Below are 20,237 nucleotides of genomic sequence, written 5' to 3'. Positions count from 1 at the left end.
ACCCCTGCGGCGGGTCGTCAACACCCCGACACGCCACCCGCGCTGCGCCGATCGCGTCTTTCCACATCCTCCACAGGGCTTATGACGATGACATATTTCTTCATCAGTTCTTTCTTCTGAAAAGAGGCGGCGCGGATGTCCGGGCGCTCCGCCCGCCCGGACGTGTCGTTCGGATCGGGGGAGACCTGAACGACACCGGATCGGTCCGGCTCCTATAGCATCGAAGGCCTCACGGTCGTGCCCGCCACGCCGTACCCGAACGACCCCCACCGAAAGGCCCCGTCGGCATGAAGTTTCGCGTCCCGCACGAGGAGTTCGCCGAATCCGTCGCGTGGGTGGCGCGCAGCCTGCCGTCGCGCCCCCCGGTGCCGGTTCTCGGTGGCGTCCTGCTCACCGCGGGTGACGACGGCCTGACGGTCTCGGGATTCGACTACGAGGTCTCGGCGCAGGTCAGGGTCGGTGCCGAGGTGGCGGACGAGGGCCAGGCGCTCGTCTCCGGCCGGCTCCTCGCGGACATCACGAAGGCACTGCCGAACAAGCCCGTCGACGTTCAGCTCGACACCACCCGCGTCGCGATCACCTGCGGCAGCGCGAAGTTCTCGCTGCCGACGATGCCGGTGGAGGACTACCCGCAGCTGCCGGAGCTCCCGCAGCAGACCGGTGCCATCGAGCGCGGGACCTTCGCCGAGGCGATCTCGCAGGTCGCCATCGCGGCGGGCAAGGACGACACGCTGCCGATGCTCACCGGCATCCGGGTGGAGATCGAAGGCGAGAAGATCGTCCTCGCGGCGACGGACCGGTTCCGGCTCGCGGTCCGCGAGTTCGACTGGCAGCCCGCGTCGTCCGAGGTCAAGGCAGCAGTGCTGGTTCCGGCGAAGACCCTGTCGGACGCCGCGAAGACCTTCGCCTCCGATCCCGAGGTGGGCATCGCGCTCGGCGCCGGGTCCGCGGTGGGCGCCGACGGCCTGCTCGGCGTCGTCGGCGCGGATCGCCGCACCACCACCCGGCTGCTGGACGCCGACTTCCCGAAGTTCCGGCAGCTGCTGCCGGCCTCGCACACCGCGCTGGCCACGATGGAGATCGCGCCCCTGCTCGAGGCGATCAAGCGCGTCGCCCTGGTCGCGGACCGAGGCGCGCAGGTGCGGATGGAGTTCTCCGACGGCACGCTGCGCCTCTCGGCCGGTGGGGACGACGCCGGCAAGGCGGAGGAGGAACTGCCCGCCGATTTCCAGGGTGAGGCGCTCACGATCGCCTTCAACCCCGGCTACCTGCAGGACGGTCTCGCGGCCATCCACACCGAGTCGGTGACCTTCGGATTCACAACTCCCAGTCGGCCTGCGGTACTGCGCCCCGCCGTGGAGAATGGCTACGAGCCGGACGACTCCGGCGCATTCCCCGCGCCGCAGAGTCCGTACACGTATCTGCTGATGCCGGTGCGTCTGCCCGGCTGATCGAACCGTCGTCTCCGCACGGAAGGGTGCCGCGAACATGCAGTTGGGTCTGATCGGTCTGGGCAAGATGGGCGCGAACATGCGCCAGCGCATCCGTAATGCCGGGCACGAGGTCATCGGCTACGACCCCCGTCCCGAGGTCACGGACGTGCCCTCGCTCGAGGCGCTCGCCGAGGCGCTCACCGGTCCGCGCATCGTCTGGGTGATGGTGCCCGCAGGCGATCCCACGCGGGAGACGGTGCGCAAGCTGGCCGAGATCCTCGAGCCTGGGGACCTGGTGATCGACGGCGGGAACTCCCGCTACACCGACGACCAGGTGAACGCGAAGCTGTTGTCCGAGAAGGGCATCGGTTACCTGGACTGCGGCGTCTCGGGCGGTGTGTGGGGCCTGGAGAACGGTTACGGCCTCATGGTCGGCGGCTCCGACGCGGATGTCGAGCGCGCCTTGCCGGTCTTCGACGCCCTGCGGCCCGAGGGCGAGCGCGCCGACGGTTTCGTGCACAGCGGCCCGGTCGGCGCGGGCCACTACGCCAAGATGATCCACAACGGCATCGAGTACGGGCTCATGCAGGCCTACGGCGAGGGCTACGACCTGCTCGAGGCGGAGCCCCTCATCGAGGACGTCGCCGGCACGATGCGCGCCTGGAGCAAGGGCACGGTCGTGCGCTCCTGGCTGCTCGATCTGCTGGTCAAGGCCCTCGAAGAGGACCCGGGCCTGTCCGAGATCACCGGTTACACCGAGGATTCGGGCGAGGGTCGCTGGACCGTCGAGGAGGCGATCCGGCATTCGGTGCCGGCGCCGGTGATCGCGGCCGCCCTCTTCGCACGATTCCAGTCCCGGCAGGACGATTCGGACACGATGAAGGCGGTGGCCGCGCTTCGGAACCAGTTCGGCGGGCACGCCGTTCATCGCGCCGACTGACGGGGCCGACCGCTCCTTTGTACGTCCGCCGGCTCACCCTGCACGACTTCCGGTCCTGGGACGACGTCACCGTCGACCTGGAACCGGGCGTCAGTGTCTTCGTCGGCCGTAACGGATTCGGCAAGACCAACCTCGTCGAGGCCTTGAACTACCTGGCGACGCTCGGTTCGCACCGCGTGGCGACCGACCAGCCGCTGATCCGGGTGGGTGCGGAATCGGCGTCCGTCTCGGCGACCGTGCACAACGCCGGCCGCGAGCTCACCGCGGAGATCGACATCATCGCCGGCCGGGCGAACCGGGCCCGGATCAACACCGCCCCGTGCCGCCGGCCGCGGGAGCTGCTGGGCATCCTGCAGTCCGTACTCTTCGCGCCCGAGGACCTCGCGCTCGTCCGGGGCGAGCCCGGCGGCCGCCGCCGTTTCCTCGACGATCTCGCGATCCTCCGCACGCCGCGCATCGCCGCCGAGAAGGCGGACTACGAGCGGGTGCTCAAGCAGCGCACCGCCCTGCTCAAGACGGCCTTCGCCGCCGCACGGCGCGGCGGGAGCGAGGCGGAGTCCATGCTCTCGACCCTCGACGTCTGGGATGCGCAGTTGGCCCGGTTCGGCGCCGAGGTGCTCGCGGCCCGGCTGGAGGTGGTGAGCTCCCTCGCACCGCATCTCACGATCGCCTACGCCGCCCTCGCGCCCCATTCCCGCGCCGCCACCATCAGGTACTCGAGTTCCCTGTTCGAGGGCTTCGACGGTGACCCCGCCGCCGCGTCCGTCGCCGAACTGGAGCGCCTCATGCTGGACGGGCTCGCCGCGGCGCGGACGCGGGAGATCGAGCGCGGCGTCTGCCTCGTCGGTCCCCATCGTGACGACCTCGACCTGCGGCTGGGGAACGAGCCCGCGAAGGGCTTCGCCTCGCACGGCGAATCCTGGTCCTATGCACTGGCATTGCGGCTCGCGTCGGTGGAGCTGCTGCGCGCCGGTGGCTCCGAGCCGGTCCTCCTGCTCGACGACGTCTTCGCCGAGCTCGACGCCAAGCGCCGGGTCGCCCTGGCGGAGGTCGCGGCGGGCACCGAACAGGTGATCGTCACCGCGGCCGTGCCGGAGGATCTGCCCCCGGCTCTCCGGGCCGCCACCTACGACGTCACCGTCGAAGGCCCGGCGGACGCCCGTCTCTCCCGGCTCGCACGCGGCGTCGCCGCCGACGGAACGTGGTCTGCGTCCTAGCACTGCGCCGCGTACAGTGCTGTACTTGCGCCGAACAACCCATGGACACCTCCATGATTCGGCGAGATCGTAGAGAAGGGGCATGAACAGTGCGCATCGCGATCGCATGTATGGGCTCGCGGGGCGACATCAGCCCGCTGCTGGCCGTGGCACGAGTCTTCACCGATCGCGGCGACACCGTGAAGATCGGGTGCACCGTCGAGGCGCAGGCGTACGTCCGCGCGCACGGTTTCGAGCCGCACGTGCTGACCACGCTCGACCTCAAGCAGTTCCTGCAGTCCCCGCAGGGCCAGGAGAAGTTCTTCGGCGCGAGCACCACCACCCAGCTGCGGGAGCTGGGCAAGCTCGCGGATTCGCACGGCGAGGAGTTCGACAGCCGCTTCGCCGCGTTCTGCGAGGACGTCGACTGTGTGATCAGCACCCGCATCCTCGAGGAACAGGCCGCGGTGGTCACGCACCGCGGGAACACCCCGCTGGTGATGGTGGAGTACTTCCCCGGTGACGTGCACAGCGCCGTGCCGAATCCGCTGCTCGAGCCCCGGCTGCAGGACATCACCGCCGGCATCCCTGTGCTGCTGCCCCTGACCTACCGGCTTTTCGACATCGGTTGGGCGCTGAGCATCTTCGCCAAGACGGCCGCGCTCGCCCGGCGCGTCGGCTATCCGCGCCGGGTGATCAACCCGCGCTCGGTGCTCGCCGGCCGCGACGTCCTGCGCGTCGAGGCCTTCGGCCGGGCACTGGTGCCGCCGCGCTCGCGAGAGGACGCGCGGCATCCCCGGATCGGTTTCATCCGGATCGCGGATCGGCCCGCCGACCGCGCCGAGCGCGACGCCCTGATCGACTCGTGGATCGCGCAGGACGAGCGCCCCGTCGTCTACGTGGGGTTCGGCAGCATGCCGGTCATGGACTTCGACGGTGTCGTCAGCGGTGCCGCGGAGATCCTGGCGGCGGAGGGCATGCGGGTCCTCGCCGTGCCCGGCTGGTCGCCGCGGAGCACCGACGAGATCGTCAACACGCCCGACCTGCTGATCGTTCCGGATGTCGACCACGACGCCGTCCTACCGCGGTGCGCGGCTCTCGTGCATCACGGCGGTGCCGGCACGACCGCCATCGCCGCTGCGTCGGGCCGCCCGTCGCTGGTCTGCAGCCAGGCCTTCGACCAGCACTTCTGGGGGCGCCGGGTCGAATCCGCCGGGGCCGGCGCGGTTCTGGCCCGGGGCCGCACGACGGCACGCGCCATCGCCGAGGGAGTCCTGCGGCTGGTGCGGGACGAGCGCATCGTCGACGGTGCCCGCCGGACCGGAGCGGCGGCCTCGGCGGACCTCGGCGGACGCGACGAGTTCGTCGCGGCCTTCGACGCCTTCCTCGGTGAGGTGGGCACCGGCGTCCCGCCCCGCCGAACCCCGGCATGACCGGCACCGTCGGCCGTTCGTCCGGCTCGACGCGCTGGATCTCGCTGGGCACCCTGTGCATCGCCGTGCTCATGACGGGGATGGACAACAGCATCGTCACCATCGCGCTCCCCACCCTGAGCGAGGAGTTCGGCGGCGGGATGAGCGCCCTGCAGTGGATCGTCGACTCCTACACGCTGGTCTTCGCCGGCCTCCTGCTCGCCACGGGCTACCTCGGCGACCGGCTCGGACGACGGCGGGTGCTCGTCGCGGGACTGGTGTGCTTCGTCGTGATCTCGGTGCTCGCCACCCGGTCCACGTCGCTGGCGCAGCTGATCACCGCGCGGGCGTCCCTGGGCGCCGCCGCCGCGCTGATCTTTCCCGCCACCCTCGCTCTCATCTCGGACCTGTTCCCCGAGAAGGTGGAACGGACCAAGGCGATCGCCGTGTGGTCCGCCGCCGCCGGCGCTTCCATCGCGATCGGTCCCGTCGTGGGCGGCTACCTCGTCGAGCACTTCGCCTGGTCGTCGGTGTTCTGGATCAACGTGCCCATCTCGATCGTCGCGATCGCCGGGTGCCTGGCGCTGGTGCCCGAGTCCTTCGGATCCGAGCGGCCGTCCTTCGACCTGCTCGGTGTGCTGCTGTCGATCTCGGGGATCACGCTGCTCGTGTGGGCACTGATCGAGGCGCCGAACTTCGGCTGGGGCAGCGCGCCCGTGGTCGGCGCGTTGATCGGCGCCGTGGTTCTCCTGCTCGCCTTCGTGGGCTACGAACGGCGGCATCGGAACCCGGTGCTCGACGTGACCCTGTTCCGGTCCCGGGGCTTCGCGATGGGATCGTTCGCGATCTGTGCGGGCTTCTTCTGCCTCCTGGGCTTCGTCTTCATCACGATCATGTACTTCCAGGCGGTGCTGGGGTACGGCCCGCTGGAGACCGCGGTGCGGGTGATCCCGTTCGCGCTCGCGGCCGTCGCGGTGACCCCGCTGGCGGCACTGGCGAACACCGAGCGCCGCATGCGGTTCACCATCGCGCTGGGCCTTGCGATCATGGCCGCCGGCTTCGTCCTGACCTCGTTGCTCACCGAATCCGCGGACTACCTCACGCAGGTCCTGCCCGCGATGTCGGTGATCGCCGTCGGCCTCGGCCTGCTGCAGGGTCCGGCGACGACCTCGGTGATGACCTCTGTGCCGTCCGCGGAGGCAGGAGCCGGCTCGGCGGTCAACGACACCACGCGCGAGGTCGGCGGTGCGCTCGGGGTCGCGATCCTCGGCTCGGTTGTGGCGCATCTGTACTCGGTGCAGGTCACGGAGGACCTGGCCCGGCTGCCCTTGGACGCCGGCGTACGCGCCGAGGCGCAGTCCTCGGTCATCGGCGGGGTGCGGGCGGTCGGCCAGGCGCCGCCCGAGCTGCAGGCCGCGCTCGGGCACGCCGTGCAGCAGGGCTTCGTCTCGGCGATGCAGTCGGCGAACCTCGTCGCCGCCGGGGTCGGCGCGGGCGCGTGCCTGATCGTCGCGATCTTCCTGCGCACCCGGCCGGTCGCGCGGCATCGTCGGACCGCTGCCGGCGACCGGGTGAGTGTGCAGGAGCTCCTGGCCCGGCAGAGCGATGGCGCGGCCGACGCTGTGACGGAGGAGATCAGGCTGCCGTATCCGGGTCGGTGATCTCGGGTGTCGACTGTGGCCGTCTCCGGCGAGGACGTCAGTGGTGGCGAGTAGCCTCGGAGACGAGGATTCCGGGCGCAGGGAGGTGTCATGACCGGGCAGAACGATGACGGGCAGCTGCACGGCTCGGCCATCGCGCGGCGTGCGCTCGAGGAGGCGCGCGCGGCGGCCAAGGCGGCCGGCAAATCCGTCGGCCAGGGCCGTTCCGAACCGATGACGGGCGGGGTGCGCCGGCTGCGCCGCGGCTCGAAGCGGTGGAGCGGGCCCTCGCCCGACGGCCGGGATCCGCAGCCTTTCGGGGCGCTCATCGGCGGCATCGCCAAGGCCCGGGGCTGGGACGCGAAGGTCAGTGAGGGAACGGTTCTCGGCTGCTGGGAGACGGTCGTCGGCGCGGATGTCGCCGCACACGCGCGCGCCGTCAACCTGCGCGAGAAGGTGCTCTACGTCAGCGCCGAGTCGACGGCGTGGGCCACGCAGCTGCGCCTGATGCAGTCCCAGTTGCTGGCGAAGATCAACGCCGCGGTCGGGCAGGGCGTCGTCACCTCCCTGCACATCACCGGCCCCAGCGCACCCAGCTGGCGCAAGGGACCACTGCACGTCCCCGGCCGGGGCCCGCGCGATACCTACGGTTAGGTGGAGGGGGACCCCGGCAGATAGGCGGCGAGGTCGATACCGCGGTCGGCCGCCAGGGCCTGGAGCTTCGTGGCGTCGTCGACCTGGATGCAGACGCACGCGCGCAGGCCGTCGTCGTCGCGGCGCACGATGTAGTACGCCGTGCTGTCGGTGAGCGGCTCGCCGTCGGCGTCGCGGAAGAGCCACCGGACGTGGAGTAGGACGACGGCCCCGGTGAGCGGCGTGACGTCCAGGAGTTCGTGGCCGACGGAGGCCAGCCCCAGCGCTCGGTACAGCGGATACGACTGCTCCAGGCCCCGGGCCATGGACACGCGGTCGTCCAGGACCCCGGAGAAGTGGTCGTCGACGATCATCGCGGGTTCCGCCCAGAGGCCGGCGGCGGCAGTGGAGTCGAAGAGCGTGAGGGTCTGCGCGTACCGGGTCAGGTAGTCGTTGATCTCGTTGCGATCCATACCCCGACCCTACGATCGATTGCTTGTTCACGGCCCAGCGTCGCCGTGTACGCGTCGGATCACGATTCGGAGTGAGCCGACCGAAACGAGGTTGATCGCGTCTGCGACGCGATCAGGGCGTGGCAAGCGCATTCATCCTCGTGAAGAGGAGTAGACTAGAAGGGCAAGAGCGCCTCGTCTCCGCGGGGTGCTGCCCGATCACCATCGCGGCGCGCCCGGTCGGCGGAAGTTCGCGGCCGCTCGCTCGGTGGTTTCGACGAAGGAGCGCCAACACATCGTGGTGGCTGACAACAACGCGGACAAGCCCAAGGGCTCGTACGGCGCAGATTCCATCAAGCAGCTCGAAGGCCTCGAGGCGGTGCGCAAGCGCCCCGGTATGTACATCGGTACCACCGGGCCGCGCGGTCTGCACCACATGATCTGGGAGGTCGTCGACAACTCCGTCGACGAGGCGATGGCGGGCCACGCCACGCGGGTGGATGTGACGCTCATGGCCGACGGCGGTGTGCAGGTGGTCGACGACGGCCGTGGCATCCCCGTCGCGATGCACGCCAAGGGTGTCCCCACGGTCCAGCTGGTGCTCACCTCGCTGCACGCCGGCGGTAAGTTCGACTCCGACGCCTACGCCGTCTCGGGCGGCCTCCACGGCGTCGGTATCTCGGTGGTCAACGCGCTGTCCAGCCGCGTCGAGGTCGAGATCGACGTCGACGGCTTCCACTGGCAGCAGAACTTCCACTGGGACGACAAGAAGCGCGACTCCGTCGCCGAGGAGCTGATCAAGGGCGAGCCGACCGAGCGCACCGGTACGACGGTGCGGTTCTGGGCCGACCCGAAGGTCTTCACCGAGACCACCCAGTACGACTTCGAGACGGTCTCGCGGCGGCTGCAGGAGATGGCCTTCCTCAACAAGGGCCTGACCATCACGCTCACCGATGAGCGCCCCATCGCCGTCGAGGTGCCCGAGGACGCCCTCGCCGAGGAGGCCCCGTCGGCGCACGAGGACGACGTGGCCGCGGCGCTGGCCGAGGTCGCGCCCCGCAAGCGCGAGCGGATCTTCCACTACCCCGACGGCCTGGTCGACTACGTCAAGCACATCAACGCACGCACGTCGAAGTCGCCCATCCACGGCTCGATCATCTCCTTCGAGGGCAAGGAGAAGGGCCACGAGATCGAGATCGCGATGCAGTGGAACTCGGGTTACTCCGAGTCCGTGCACACCTTCGCCAACACCATCAACACCCACGAGGGCGGTACCCACGAGGAGGGCTTCCGCACCGCGCTGACCGGTGTCGTCAAGGCCTACGCCAAGGACAAGAAACTGGTCAAGGAGAAGGACGGCGATCTCTCCGGCGACGACATCCGCGAGGGCCTCGCCGCGGTCATCTCCGTGAAGGTCGCCGAGCCGCAGTTCGAGGGCCAGACCAAGACCAAGCTCGGCAACTCCGAGGTCCGTGGTTTCGTGCAGCGCATCGCCCGCGAGCAGCTGCAGTTCTGGTTCGACTCGAACCCGGCCGACGCGAAGACCATCGTGCAGAAGGCCGCCGCCTCGGCGCAGGCCCGGCTCGCGGCCCGCAAGGCGCGAGAGCTGGTGCGCCGCAAGAGCGCCACCGACATCGGCGGCCTCCCCGGCAAGCTCGCGGACTGCCGCAGCAACGACCCGGCCAAGTGCGAGGTCTACATCGTGGAGGGTGACTCCGCCGGCGGCTCCGCGAAGAGTGGCCGCGACTCGATGTACCAGGCGATCCTGCCCATTCGCGGCAAGATCATCAACGTCGAGAAGGCCCGGATCGACAAGGTGCTCAAGAACACCGAGGTCCAGTCGATCATCACTGCGTTCGGCACCGGCATCCACGACGAGTTCGACATCGCCAAGCTGCGGTACAACAAGATCGTGCTCATGGCCGACGCCGACGTCGACGGCCAGCACATCGCGACTCTGCTCCTGACGCTGCTGTTCCGGTTCATGCGCCCGCTCGTCGAGCACGGGCACGTCTTCCTCGCCCAGCCCCCGCTCTACAAGCTCAAGTGGCAGAAGGGCGCCGAGCCGGAGTTCGCCTACAGCGACCTCGAGCGCGACGCGCTGCTCGCCGAGGGTCTCAAGGCCGGCAAGAAGATCAACAAGGACGACGGCATCCAGCGCTACAAGGGCCTGGGCGAGATGAACGCCAAGGAGCTGTGGGAGACCACGATGGACCCCGAGGTCCGCGTGCTCAAGCAGATCACGCTCGACGATGCCGCCGCCGCCGACGAGCTGTTCTCGATCCTCATGGGTGAGGACGTGGTGGCCCGCCGCTCGTTCATCGCGCGCAACGCCAAGGACGTGCGGTTCCTCGACGTGTAGCCGGACGGTCGCCCTCCGGGGCGACCACCGCACCGTCGAACCGCCTGATGCTGAAGGATTTCCATGACTGACACCACCCCGCCCACCGAGACCGGTGGCCACGACCGGATCGAACCGGTCGACATCCAGCAGGAGATGCAGCGCAGCTACATCGACTACGCCATGAGTGTGATCGTGGGCCGCGCGCTGCCCGAGGTCCGCGACGGCATGAAGCCGGTGCAACGCCGAATCCTGTACGCGTCGTACGACGCCGGGTACCGGCCCGACCGCGGCTACGTGAAGTCGGCCAAGCCGGTCGCCGAGACCATGGGTAACTACCACCCGCACGGCGATACGGCGATCTACGACGCGCTCGTGCGCCTCGCGCAGCCCTGGTCGCTGCGCTACCCGCTCATCGACGGGCAGGGCAACTTCGGCTCGCCGGGTAACGACCCCGCCGCCGCGATGCGCTACACCGAGGCCCGGCTGACGCCGCTCGCGATGGAGATGCTGCGCGACATCGACGAGGAGACCGTCGATTTCGTGCCCAACTACGACGGCAAGACGCAGGAGCCGACGGTGCTCCCGGCGCGCGTGCCGAACCTGCTCATGAACGGCTCCGGCGGCATCGCCGTGGGCATGGCGACCAACATCCCACCGCACAACCTGCGCGAGCTCGCCGACGCGATCTTCTGGTGCCTGGACAACTACGACGCCGACTCCGAGGCCACGCTCGCGGCGTGCATGGAGCGGATCAAGGGCCCCGACTTCCCGACTCACGGCCTCATCGTCGGCAGCCAGGGCATCAAGGACGCCTATTCCACCGGCCGCGGCTCCATCCGCATGCGCGGCGTGGTGTCCGTGGAGGAGGACTCCAAGGGCGCAACGGAACTCGTCATCACCGAGCTGCCCTACCAGGTCAACCCCGACAACCTCGTGCTGTCGATCGCCGAGCAGGTGCGCGACGGCAAGATCGCCGGCATCAGCAAGATCGAGGACCAGTCCTCCGACCGCGTCGGCATGCGGATCGTCGTGCGGCTCAAGCGCGACGCCGTCGCCAAGGTGGTGCTCAACAACCTCTACAAGCACAGCCAGCTGCAGACCAGCTTCGGCGCGAACATGCTGTCCATCGTCGACGGGGTGCCGCGCACCCTGCGCCTGGACCAGATGATCCGCTACTACGTGGCGCACCAGTTGGACGTCATCGTGCGGCGCACGCGATTCCGCCTGCGCAAGGCCGAGGAGCGCGCCCACATCCTGCGCGGCCTGGTCAAGGCGCTCGACGCCCTCGACGAGGTGATCGCCCTCATCCGGCGGTCCGAGACCACCGAGATCGCGCGCGCCGGCCTGATTCAGCTCCTCGACGTCGACGAGCTGCAGGCCAACGCCATCCTCGACATGCAGCTGCGCCGCCTCGCGGCCCTCGAGCGCCAGAAGATCATCGACCAGTTGGCCGAGATCGAGCTCGAGATCGCCGATCTCAAGGACATCCTCGACAAACCCGAGCGCCAGCGCGCCATCGTCCGCGACGAGCTCGGCGAGATCGTCGATAAGTTCGGCGACGACCGTCGCACCAAGATCATCGCGGCGGACGGCGACGTCACCGACGAGGACCTCATCGCCCGCGAGGACGTGGTCGTCACCATCACGGAGACCGGCTACGCCAAGCGCACCAAGACGGACCTCTACCGCAGCCAGAAGCGCGGCGGCAAGGGTGTCAAGGGTGCCGATCTCAAGCAGGACGACATCGTCGCGCACTTCTTCGTGTGCTCCACCCACGACTGGATCCTGTTCTTCACTACCAAGGGGCGGGTCTACCGGGCCAAGGCCTACGAGCTCCCCGAGCAGAGCCGCACGGCCCGTGGCCAGCACGTCGCCAACCTGCTCGCCTTCCAGCCGGAGGAGCGGATCGCCCAGGTCATCCAGATCAAGGCCTACGACGACGCGCCCTACCTGATCCTCGCGACCAAGAACGGGCTCGTGAAGAAGTCCAAGCTCGAGGACTTCGACTCGAACCGCAGCGGCGGCATCGTCGCCATCAACCTGCGCGACGGTGACGAGCTGGTCGGCGCGGTCCTTGCCTCGCAGGAGAACGACCTGCTCCTGGTGAGCAAGAACGCGCAGTCGATCCGGTTCAAGGCCACCGACGAGGCCCTGCGGCCCATGGGACGCGCGACCTCGGGTGTCCAGGGCATGCGATTCAACGGCGACGATCAGCTCCTGGCGCTCAACGTGGTCCAGGAAGACACGTACCTGCTCGTCGCGACCTCGGGCGGTTACGCCAAGCGAACGGCGATGGACGACTACCCTGTTCAGGGTCGCGGCGGCAAGGGCGTGCTGACCATCCAGTTCGACCCGCGGCGCGGCGACCTGGTGGGTGCGCTCATCGTCGACGACGAGACCGAGCTGTACGCCATCACGTCGGGCGGTGGTGTGATCCGCACGGCTGCACGGCAGGTCCGTAAGGCGGGCCGTCAGACGAAGGGTGTCCGGCTGATGAACCTGGCCGAAGGCACTAGTCTCTTGGCCATCGCCCGCAACGCCGATGAGAGCGACGAACCCGAGCAGACGGACGGCGAGGCATAAGCCGCCGCGGAGCACGAAGGAGCGCATGTGAGTACCCCTGGAACCGGATCCGGCCAGCCGCCGGAGTCCGGGCCGGAGGCGGGCCGGCAGCCCGTCCGCATTCCGCGACGCGACACCGATGTCGGCCGTGTGGTCGACGCGCCCACGGAGGGTGTGGAGCGCGAGGAGCTGCCGAAGAACCTCCCCGATCTGGACAAGATCCATCACGTCGCCCCGGCCTCGGCGCCGACGGTGCCCGTGCCCGCCCAGGCGGCCGCCGACACCCCCGCGCCGGCGGCCTCGGCCGCGGCCCCGGCGGGGGAGGCACCGTCGAACCTGCATACCGTGGGTGGCTCGCCGACCCGTGCCGCGGGCGTGCGGACGCAGGCCCCCATCGGGCCGGTCCGCGCCGGTATGCAGCTGCGGAGCATCGACCCGTGGACCACGTTCAAGCTGACCGGCGTGGTCTCGGTGGTGCTGTTCTTCGTGTGGATGATCGCCGTCGGCGCGCTGTACATCGTGCTCAGCGGCATGGGCGTGTGGGCCAAGATCAACGACAGCTTCCAGACCCTGACCAACGAGCAGGCGGGTGTGAGCCTGCTGACGGCCGGCAACGTCTTCACCTACGCGGGCCTCGCCGGCCTCGCGAACGTGATCCTGCTGACCGCGCTGGCGACCGTGGGCGCGTTCATCTACAACCTCTGCGCGGACCTCGTCGGCGGTATCGAGGTGACCCTCGCCGATAGGGACTGACCAGCGGTTTTGTGGAACTCGGGGCGGACTGGTAACGTTTCGCCTCGGTTCAAGGGCCTATAGCTCAGGCGGTTAGAGCGCTTCGCTGATAACGAAGAGGTCGGAGGTTCAAGTCCTCCTAGGCCCACCACAACCCCACTCGGGGCCTTAGCTCAGTTGGTAGAGCGCCGCCTTTGCAAGGCGGATGTCAGGAGTTCGGTCCTTATCTCCAGCTGACAGGCTCGGTGAGGGGTTGACCAGCAGGGATGCTGTGGTGGACATGTCCACCACGAGGTCGTAGTTTGGCGGTGGGGACGGTGCCCAGCAATGGGTGCACAACCACACACGGGGGCTTAGCTCAGTTGGTAGAGCATCGCCTTTGCAAGGCGAGGGTCAGGGGTTCGAATCCCCTAGCCTCCACAGATATGTTGAATTGCTGACGATGTCATCAGCGAGGAGCCCCCAAGGCCACCGGCCTGGGGGCTCCTCGCGTCGGTAGGGCCATAGGTGACGTAGAGGTGACGACGTCCCGAGACCTGTCATGTTCAGGCTCTAGAATAGAGACAGCTGAAGCCCGGCTCGTTTGCAGACGAACCGGGCTCCGCTGAACAACTGAATCACCGCTCCGAGGGCGCGAGCCCTCGATACCGTGACCGTTGCGAATGTCTTTGGATGACGACTCCGATGGTAGACGGTGTGCGCGGGTTCGCCAAACACCGGAACGGTAGGTGTGGGCGAGCGATGCGGACCTCGGCGTGGTGGCTCATCCACAACGCCTTGAGGAGGCACCGTTGACCAACGACAGTTGCGACTCTGATCGCACTACCGATTCCACCAGCACTGAACGGACAGGTGAGGCCCGGCCCATTCAGGTCGGGCAGCACCGGCTTGAGGGAATGTCGACGGACCTGTTCGTTCAGGTCCCGACGACCTTGATCGACCCGACTCGCGCTCTGATCGCGGCGGAGGGTGTCGGCGCGGTTTTCACCGTGCCGTGGCAGTCCCGGACCCACCGCTCCGCGGTTGCGAGGACCGCGGCGGATCAGACCCGCAAGAAGTGCCCCGACGCAGCCTTGCTGCTCGACGCGAACCTCTACAGCGGCCGGCAGCGGAAGATGGCGACGGCGGAGCCGACCCGCGACTGGATCACCGTGCAACGTAGCGCGGGCCTGACGTGGGCGTTGACCGATTCTGGCTATGTGGCCAAGGGCGACACCGCCGGGCTGCGGACCACCTTGAAGACGGCGGCCCGCTTCGGTGGACAGGTGATTGCGGCGCTGCCGATCGCGAGCTGGTGGCTCTCGCACGCCGCCGATTCGCTCCGGTCTGAGATCAACGCGCACGGCATCCCCGTGGCGTTGATGGTCGAAGACACAGACGACCCGTTCGACCGTACGAACGTCGTGACCGGGCTGGTGCACGTCCTCACGGCAGATGTCCCGGTGCTGCTCCTGCGTAGTGACACGGCGGGGTTGGGGGCGCTGGCGTACGGCGCCGCGGGCGCGGCGTTGGGTTCGTCGACGACGTACCGGCACATCTACCCCGACATCGGCGGGGGCGGCAGCAGCGGGTCGGTGTCGTTCATCCTCCCGGAGCTGCTGGCGTACACGTCGCTGACGGCGTTCGAGCGGCATTACCTCAAGGACGAGTCCCACGCCGCGTGGTGCTGCGACTGCGCACTCTGCGGTGGGCGGGACCTGACCTGGATCCGCACGGCTGACATCCCGAAGGCAGCAGCGTTCTCGCATTCGGTCTCCGCGGTCGCGATGCTCGGTCGCGGGTTGGCCACCGCTATCGCCGCGCACAACGGCCCGCAGGCGTGGACGGCGATGTGCGAGGCTGCCCACGAGAGCAACATCGAGATCGAGCGGCTCACCGGCGGGGACTGGAAGCGCAAACGCGCCCTGTCGGCGTGGATCGGCGCTACGCCGGAGCCGGCTGCGGCGTGATCGGCACCCCTGTCGCGAGGGCGTGAGCGAAGAGCCGCTCCTCCCAGTACCGCACCGCGACGATCCGCGGAGGATCGGCAACCTTCGATCCCCGCACCAGTAGTTCCTCGCCGGCGTGAGAGGTATGCACCACGCTCACGTCGGCGAGGTCCGCCGCCGTCAAGCTCAGCGCCGTGGGGCGCCGCTCGGTCAGCACCACGGTTTCCCCGAACCCGCGAAGCTCGCTGGCGACGTACAGGGCCCTCTTCCACTGCCCGGTGGCGACGAACCCGACGATGCTCAACGGTGCCGCCGGCGGCGCCCCCGCGCCCTCCGCCGGGCACATCTCCCACAGCTCGAGGACCTGCGCGTCGAGCATCGGTCCCGCACCCGACGACATTCGTTCGGCGATGCTCGACGACCATCGGATTACCGGATACCCGCGAAGTCCCGACAGTTCGGTCCGCGGCAACACCGACACCGAGCGATCGAGGACGAGCTCCGCAGCTGCGACCACGGCCGCGTCGACCAGATCCGCCGGAGGAACTACAGGGACCTCGAACAGCGGGATCTGACCCGCAGATGCGCGGATCGGCCGGGCACGTCGCCGCGCCGTCACTGGTCTTCCTGTTCCACGGGGGTGGGCTCCGGGGCGATGACCCGCGACGCGGCGAACAGATGTATGCGGTCCTCCAGGGCCAGGAACGCCACGACGCTCCCAATGTCCAGACCGGCCGAGTCCAGGACCGCTGCCGGCAGCGCGACCTGTCGTGACGTCCGCAGCCGCCGGGGGCGATCCGGATTACCCCGCGCGGATGGCTTCGTCCCGCGCGGGCCGCGAGTGGGAACGATCTCGACGATCCTCTGGTCGGCGACGACACCGATCCGGACCCACGAAGGCTGCCGCACTCCGGACGCCTTCGCCACCTTCGCCGGGATAGTGACCCGGCGGAAGCTGTCGATCGTCCGGGGACCCGTGGGGAGCATACTGCTGATTTTAGCAGTCAAGGACCGAATAGTCACTGGTACTGTGGATTACAGCGCACTATGCTCTTGCCGAACGTTGTCCCGCTACGGCACGGAAACGCCGTCGGACGAGACGGCATCGAAGGCTTCGAGGACGGCGCGGAGGAACTCGGCCGCGGTGAGGGGGATGCCGCGTTCGCGGAGCTGTTGCTCTAGCCGCTGCTCGATGTTGTCCACGTGTGTCGATCCTGCCGCAGGCGATATCGCTGGTCCTCCGCCCGGGAGCCTCGCGAAGGTGGCTGGGAGCCGCTACCTGTGCACGAGAGGCGCGTTCGCCCTAGCAACACGTGGCCAGGACAGCCCGGAGTGCTTCAAGGGAGTCAGGTTCGGCGCGGTAGAAGACGTTGATCCCCCGCCGCTCGGAGCTGACGAGGCCGGCCTTCTTGAGCTGGCTCAGGTGGTGGCTGATGGTCGCCGACGACAGGCCCACGGTGTCGGCGAGGTCGCCGGTGCTGACATCGCCCGGACGTGCGGCCATGAGGATCGAGATCAGCTGGATCCGGGCGGGGTCGGCGAGGGCCTTGAGGCGCAGGGCCAGCTCGAGCGCCGCGGCCTCGTCCATCACGCCGGCAGCGAGCGGGGCGCAGCAGATCGGGGCGCTGATGTCGACGACGGGGAGCGTCTTGGGCATGGCTCCAATCTACCTACTCGTTGACATATGTCAAAGTGTGGTCTAGAACTGAACCGCACACCAATTAGATGTATGTCGAAGCCTCGGAGGTTCTCATGTCCCGCGTCCAGCTCGCCCTCAATGTCGACGACCTCGATCAGTCGATCGCGTTCTACACCAAGCTGTTCGGTACTGGCCCGGCGAAGGTCAAGCCCGGCTACGCCAACTTCGCTGTCGCCGACCCGGCGCTCAAGCTGGTCCTGCTGGAGAACCCCGGCCAGGGCGGCAGCATCAACCACCTCGGCGTCGAGGTCGACTCCAGCGACAAGGTTCACGCTGAGATCGCCCGCCTGACGCAGGAGCAGCTGTTCACCGAGGAGGAGATCGGCGCCACCTGTTGCTTCGCCACCCAGGACAAGGTCTGGGTCACCGCCCCTGACGCCGAGCGCTGGGAGGTCTACACCGTCCTTGCCGATGCCGAGACCTTCAACGGCGAACCTGCCCCGGCGACCACCGCCGAGAACTCCGACGCTACGCCGGCTGCGTGCTGCACTCCGGCGTCGGCGAACTGCTGCTGACATGCTCCTGATTGATGGCCGTCACCGACCTTGGTGGCGGCCATCGCTGTGCTCTGGGTCGGGTTCCACGCGCGTCGTCTTGTGCACTGGATCGATATCTGTCAATATCGACGTGTGTCGAATTCGATTCCGTTGACCGATGTGACCGTGCGGTGCTCGCCGCTGGTCCGTGAGCCCCTGTCGGAGGGGCAGTCCGTCGACCTCGCGGCGGTGTTCAAGGCCCTGGCCGACCCGATTCGGCTGCGCCTGTTCAGCCTGATCGCCAGCCACGAGGGCGGCGAGGCCTGCGTCTGCGACATCTCGCCGGCGGTGGACGTCTCGCAGCCGACGATCTCGCACCACCTCAAGGTCCTCAAGACCGTCGGCCTGCTCGAGTCCGAGCGCCGCGCCTCGTGGGTGTACTACCGCGTCATCCCCGAAGTCCTGTCCTCGCTCGCCGGGATCCTGCAGTCCGGCGACCCCGCCACCACCGCGAGCTCGTTGGAGGTTCTCTCGTGACCAGCCCCACCCCGACGACCGAGCATCAGCCGGTCGTCGGCAAGCTCTCCACCCTCGACCGATTCCTACCGGTGTGGATCGGCGTCGCCATGGCCCTTGGCCTGCTGCTCGGCCGCATGATCCCGGGCCTGAACACCGCGCTGGAGAAGATCCAGGTCGACGGCGTCTCCCTGCCGATCGCACTCGGCCTGCTGATCATGATGTACCCGGTGCTGGCGAAGGTCCGCTACGACCGCCTCGACACCGTCACCGGCGACCGCAAGCTGCTACTCGGATCGCTCCTGCTGAACTGGGTCCTCGGCCCCGCGCTGATGTTCGCCCTCGCGTGGATCTTCCTGCCCGACCTGCCCGAATACCGCACCGGGCTGATCATCGTCGGCCTGGCCCGGTGTATCGCGATGGTGATCATCTGGAACGACCTCGCCTGCGGCGACCGGGAGGCCGCCGCGGTACTCGTCGCGCTGAACTCGGTGTTCCAGGTGATCATGTTCGCGGTCCTCGGCTGGTTCTACCTCTCGATCCTGCCCGGCTGGCTCGGCCTGGAACAGACCACCATTAGCACCTCGCCGTGGCAGATCGCCAAGTCCGTGCTGATCTTCCTGGGCATCCCGCTGCTCGCCGGCTTCCTCTCCCGCCGGATCGGGGAGAAGACCAAGGGTCGCGACTGGTACGAGGCGAAGTTCCTCCCGCGCATCGGCCCGTGGGCCCTGTACGGGCTGTTGTTCACGATCGTCATCCTCTTCGCTCTGCAGGGGGAGCAGATCACCTCCCGCCCGTGGGACGTCGCCCGCATCGCGCTACCGCTGCTGGTGTACTTCGCCGTGATGTGGGGCGGCGGGTATCTACTTGGCGCCGTCATGGGCCTGGGCTACGAGCGCACCACGACCCTCGCGTTCACCGCCGCGGGCAACAACTTCGAGCTCGCCATCGCCGTCGCGATCGCTACTTACGGCGCCACCTCCGGGCAGGCATTGGCCGGTGTCGTCGGGCCGCTCATCGAGGTCCCCGTCCTGGTCGGCCTGGTCTATGTCTCGTTGGCCCTGCGCAAGCGATTCCCCCTCACCCCGTCCGCCACCGCCGCGACCGCGGATCCGTCCAGGAGCGTGAACTGATGCCCGACAACGAAACCCGCACGTCGAGCGTGTTGTTCGTGTGTGTGAAGAACGGCGGCAAGTCGCAGATGGCCGCCGGCCTGATGCGCAAGACCGCGGGCGAGGCCGTCGAGGTGCACTCGGCCGGGACCAAGCCCGGCTCCGCGGTCAACGGCCTGTCCGCGCAGTCCCTGGCCGAGGTGGGTGTCGACATCACCGGCGAGACCCCCAAGTCCATCGACCCGGCGCTGCTGGCCCGGGTGGATCTGGTGGTCACTCTTGGCCGCGAAGCCGTCGTCGACGCCCCGGACGGTGTCGCGTTGGTCAACTGGGACACCGACGAGCCGTCGGAGCGGGGCATCGACGGGATCGAACGGATGCGCCTCGTGCGCGATGACATCGCTGCCCGCGTCACCGCGCTGGCAGCTGAACTCACCACCCGGTAGCACCCCAGCAGGCCGGGAAGCTCGAGAAGCGGGAGAAGTCGGATGAACGCCAACGCCACGACCGAGTCGGCCGGAACACCGGACCTGTTGATGCCCCAGGCCCTGCTGTCGCGGACCGCGGAGCGGCTCGCCGCCCAGTACCGTGGGATCGTCTCCGAGCAGACCGTCGAACGGGTCGTCTTCGAGTCCTACACCGCGCTGCGGCGCACCGCCCGCATCCACACCCACCTGGTGACTCTCGCCGGCCGGTTCGCCGCCGAGCGGCTCGCCGCCCTGGCGCAGTCGACGGGTGCGAGCACCAAGACCGTGCCCGAGGTGCTGTTCATCTGTGTCCACAACGCGGGCCGCTCGCAGATGGCCGCCGCGCTCCTGACGCACCACGCGGCCGGGGCGGTGCACGTGCGCTCCGCCGGGTCGCTTCCTGCCGCGGTGATCAACCCGATCGTCGAGCAGGCCATGACCGAGGTCGGGCTCGACCTGGCCGCCGAGTTCCCCAAGCCGCTCACCGACGACGTGGTCGCGGCCGCGGACGTGGTGATCTCCATGGGCTGCGGCGACGCCTGCCCGGTCTACCCGGGCAAGCGGTACCTGGACTGGCAGGTCGCCGACCCCGACAACCACCCCATCGAGACCGTCCGCCTGATCCGCGACGACCTCGACCGCCGCGTCAAAGCCCTCCTCACCGAGCTCCATCCAGCCACCACCTGACCCACCCT

General features: G+C 68.7%; 20 protein-coding genes and 3 tRNA genes. 18 read left to right on the top strand and 5 right to left on the bottom strand.

What is annotated here, in order from left to right; genetic code table 11:
- Nucleotides 1–287: 287 nt before the first annotated feature.
- The 6 genes from dnaN (at nucleotide 288) to AC21LY_RS00305 (ending at nucleotide 7,275) form a co-directional block, all read left to right on the top strand.
- Entirely contained in the window at nucleotides 288–1,451 is a 1,164-nt protein-coding gene (dnaN, locus tag AC21LY_RS00330; protein ID WP_489044131.1) for a DNA polymerase III subunit beta, read from the top strand.
- 37 nt (nucleotides 1,452–1,488) lie between these two features.
- Nucleotides 1,489–2,373 (top strand): phosphogluconate dehydrogenase (NAD(+)-dependent, decarboxylating), encoded by an 885-nt coding sequence (gene gnd / locus AC21LY_RS00325; protein ID WP_489044130.1) that lies wholly within the window; start codon nucleotides 1,489–1,491, stop codon nucleotides 2,371–2,373.
- Nucleotides 2,374–2,390: 17 nt separating this feature from the next.
- Nucleotides 2,391–3,590 (top strand): DNA replication/repair protein RecF, encoded by a 1,200-nt coding sequence (gene recF / locus AC21LY_RS00320; protein WP_489044129.1) that lies wholly within the window; start codon nucleotides 2,391–2,393, stop codon nucleotides 3,588–3,590.
- An 89-nt stretch (nucleotides 3,591–3,679) separates the two neighbouring features.
- Nucleotides 3,680–5,002: a glycosyltransferase gene (locus tag AC21LY_RS00315; protein ID WP_489044128.1), complete on the top strand. Its 1,323-nt coding sequence runs from the start codon at nucleotides 3,680–3,682 to the stop codon at nucleotides 5,000–5,002.
- Entirely contained in the window at nucleotides 4,999–6,642 is a 1,644-nt protein-coding gene (locus AC21LY_RS00310) for an MFS transporter (protein WP_489044127.1), read from the top strand. Before AC21LY_RS00315 ends, AC21LY_RS00310 begins: the two co-directional genes overlap by 4 nt.
- Before the next feature lie 90 nt (nucleotides 6,643–6,732).
- On the top strand, nucleotides 6,733–7,275 hold the full coding sequence (locus AC21LY_RS00305) for a DUF721 family protein (RefSeq protein WP_489044126.1): 543 nt from the start codon (nucleotides 6,733–6,735) through the stop codon (nucleotides 7,273–7,275).
- On the opposite strand, the gene AC21LY_RS00300 is transcribed toward AC21LY_RS00305, so the two are convergent.
- The gene (locus AC21LY_RS00300) at nucleotides 7,272–7,727 is read right to left on the bottom strand and encodes a DUF6841 family protein (RefSeq protein ID WP_489044125.1); all 456 of its coding nucleotides are present in this window, start codon (nucleotides 7,725–7,727) and stop codon (nucleotides 7,272–7,274) included. The two genes, AC21LY_RS00305 and AC21LY_RS00300, sit on opposite strands and share 4 nt — an antisense overlap.
- 280 nt (nucleotides 7,728–8,007) lie before the next feature.
- Here AC21LY_RS00300 and gyrB point away from each other — a divergent pair, with 280 nt between their 5' ends.
- From gyrB to AC21LY_RS00265, 7 genes are all read left to right on the top strand, one after another.
- Nucleotides 8,008–10,068 carry a DNA topoisomerase (ATP-hydrolyzing) subunit B gene (gene gyrB / locus AC21LY_RS00295; RefSeq protein ID WP_489044124.1) on the top strand — a complete coding sequence of 687 codons (2,061 nt, stop codon included), beginning with the start codon at nucleotides 8,008–8,010 and terminating at the stop codon, nucleotides 10,066–10,068.
- Nucleotides 10,069–10,131: 63 nt separating this feature from the next.
- Nucleotides 10,132–12,633, top strand: coding sequence for a DNA gyrase subunit A (gene gyrA / locus AC21LY_RS00290; protein WP_489044123.1), 2,502 nt, complete (start codon nucleotides 10,132–10,134; stop codon nucleotides 12,631–12,633).
- Nucleotides 12,634–12,660: 27 nt separating this feature from the next.
- Nucleotides 12,661–13,365 carry a DUF3566 domain-containing protein gene (locus AC21LY_RS00285; RefSeq protein WP_489044122.1) on the top strand — a complete coding sequence of 235 codons (705 nt, stop codon included), beginning with the start codon at nucleotides 12,661–12,663 and terminating at the stop codon, nucleotides 13,363–13,365.
- A 53-nt stretch (nucleotides 13,366–13,418) separates the two neighbouring features.
- Nucleotides 13,419–13,495, top strand: a tRNA-Ile gene (locus AC21LY_RS00280).
- A gap of 19 nt (nucleotides 13,496–13,514) precedes the next feature.
- A tRNA-Ala gene (locus tag AC21LY_RS00275) sits at nucleotides 13,515–13,576 on the top strand.
- Between the two features lie 115 nt (nucleotides 13,577–13,691).
- Nucleotides 13,692–13,764: transfer RNA gene (locus AC21LY_RS00270), tRNA-Ala, on the top strand.
- A 371-nt stretch (nucleotides 13,765–14,135) separates the two neighbouring features.
- Complete coding sequence (locus AC21LY_RS00265) at nucleotides 14,136–15,293, top strand: hypothetical protein (protein ID WP_489044121.1); 1,158 nt, start codon at nucleotides 14,136–14,138, stop codon at nucleotides 15,291–15,293.
- On the opposite strand, the gene AC21LY_RS00260 is transcribed toward AC21LY_RS00265, so the two are convergent.
- The 4 genes from AC21LY_RS00260 to AC21LY_RS00245 form a co-directional block, all read right to left on the bottom strand.
- Nucleotides 15,268–15,672: a hypothetical protein gene (locus AC21LY_RS00260; protein WP_489044120.1), complete on the bottom strand. Its 405-nt coding sequence runs from the start codon at nucleotides 15,670–15,672 to the stop codon at nucleotides 15,268–15,270. The genes AC21LY_RS00265 and AC21LY_RS00260 overlap by 26 nt on opposite strands.
- 215 nt (nucleotides 15,673–15,887) lie before the next feature.
- Entirely contained in the window at nucleotides 15,888–16,259 is a 372-nt protein-coding gene (locus AC21LY_RS00255) for a hypothetical protein (protein ID WP_489044119.1), read from the bottom strand.
- A gap of 84 nt (nucleotides 16,260–16,343) precedes the next feature.
- A complete protein-coding gene (locus tag AC21LY_RS00250) occupies nucleotides 16,344–16,475 on the bottom strand; it encodes a hypothetical protein (protein WP_489044118.1) in 132 nt (43 codons plus the stop codon).
- 100 nt (nucleotides 16,476–16,575) lie between these two features.
- A complete protein-coding gene (locus tag AC21LY_RS00245) occupies nucleotides 16,576–16,929 on the bottom strand; it encodes an Rv2640c family ArsR-like transcriptional regulator (protein ID WP_489044117.1) in 354 nt (117 codons plus the stop codon).
- 95 nt (nucleotides 16,930–17,024) lie between these two features.
- Between AC21LY_RS00245 and AC21LY_RS00240 the strand changes: the two genes are divergently transcribed.
- The 5 genes from AC21LY_RS00240 (at nucleotide 17,025) to AC21LY_RS00220 (ending at nucleotide 20,229) form a co-directional block, all read left to right on the top strand.
- A complete protein-coding gene (locus AC21LY_RS00240) occupies nucleotides 17,025–17,486 on the top strand; it encodes an ArsI/CadI family heavy metal resistance metalloenzyme (protein WP_489044116.1) in 462 nt (153 codons plus the stop codon).
- Between the two features lie 114 nt (nucleotides 17,487–17,600).
- Nucleotides 17,601–17,984 (top strand): metalloregulator ArsR/SmtB family transcription factor, encoded by a 384-nt coding sequence (locus tag AC21LY_RS00235; RefSeq protein ID WP_489044115.1) that lies wholly within the window; start codon nucleotides 17,601–17,603, stop codon nucleotides 17,982–17,984.
- Nucleotides 17,981–19,096, top strand: coding sequence for an ACR3 family arsenite efflux transporter (gene arsB / locus AC21LY_RS00230; RefSeq protein WP_489044114.1), 1,116 nt, complete (start codon nucleotides 17,981–17,983; stop codon nucleotides 19,094–19,096). Before AC21LY_RS00235 ends, arsB begins: the two co-directional genes overlap by 4 nt.
- The gene (locus tag AC21LY_RS00225) at nucleotides 19,096–19,521 is read left to right on the top strand and encodes an arsenate-mycothiol transferase ArsC (RefSeq protein ID WP_305112898.1); all 426 of its coding nucleotides are present in this window, start codon (nucleotides 19,096–19,098) and stop codon (nucleotides 19,519–19,521) included. The genes arsB and AC21LY_RS00225 overlap by 1 nt, the downstream gene beginning before the upstream one ends.
- A gap of 42 nt (nucleotides 19,522–19,563) precedes the next feature.
- On the top strand, nucleotides 19,564–20,229 hold the full coding sequence (locus AC21LY_RS00220; protein WP_305112899.1) for an arsenate reductase/protein-tyrosine-phosphatase family protein: 666 nt from the start codon (nucleotides 19,564–19,566) through the stop codon (nucleotides 20,227–20,229).
- Nucleotides 20,230–20,237: the final 8 nt, after the last annotated feature.

This window comes from Tsukamurella sp. II2bb, from assembly GCF_057815145.1.
Note: the sequence above shows the minus strand (reverse complement) of the source record. Positions and strands in the feature narration are given on the sequence as shown.

Coding starts and splice junctions, on each gene's coding strand:
- dnaN (WP_489044131.1), top strand. CDS start 288: ATGAAGTTTCGCGTCCCGCACGAGGAGTTCGCCGAATCCGTCGCGTGG.
- gnd (WP_489044130.1), top strand. CDS start 1,489: ATGCAGTTGGGTCTGATCGGTCTGGGCAAGATGGGCGCGAACATGCGC.
- AC21LY_RS00310 (WP_489044127.1), top strand. CDS start 4,999: ATGACCGGCACCGTCGGCCGTTCGTCCGGCTCGACGCGCTGGATCTCG.
- AC21LY_RS00305 (WP_489044126.1), top strand. CDS start 6,733: ATGACCGGGCAGAACGATGACGGGCAGCTGCACGGCTCGGCCATCGCG.
- AC21LY_RS00300 (WP_489044125.1), bottom strand. CDS start 7,727: ATGGATCGCAACGAGATCAACGACTACCTGACCCGGTACGCGCAGACC.
- gyrA (WP_489044123.1), top strand. CDS start 10,132: ATGACTGACACCACCCCGCCCACCGAGACCGGTGGCCACGACCGGATC.
- AC21LY_RS00260 (WP_489044120.1), bottom strand. CDS start 15,672: ATGTCGTCGGGTGCGGGACCGATGCTCGACGCGCAGGTCCTCGAGCTG.
- AC21LY_RS00255 (WP_489044119.1), bottom strand. CDS start 16,259: ATGCTCCCCACGGGTCCCCGGACGATCGACAGCTTCCGCCGGGTCACT.
- AC21LY_RS00245 (WP_489044117.1), bottom strand. CDS start 16,929: ATGCCCAAGACGCTCCCCGTCGTCGACATCAGCGCCCCGATCTGCTGC.
- AC21LY_RS00240 (WP_489044116.1), top strand. CDS start 17,025: ATGTCCCGCGTCCAGCTCGCCCTCAATGTCGACGACCTCGATCAGTCG.
- AC21LY_RS00225 (WP_305112898.1), top strand. CDS start 19,096: ATGCCCGACAACGAAACCCGCACGTCGAGCGTGTTGTTCGTGTGTGTG.
- AC21LY_RS00220 (WP_305112899.1), top strand. CDS start 19,564: ATGAACGCCAACGCCACGACCGAGTCGGCCGGAACACCGGACCTGTTG.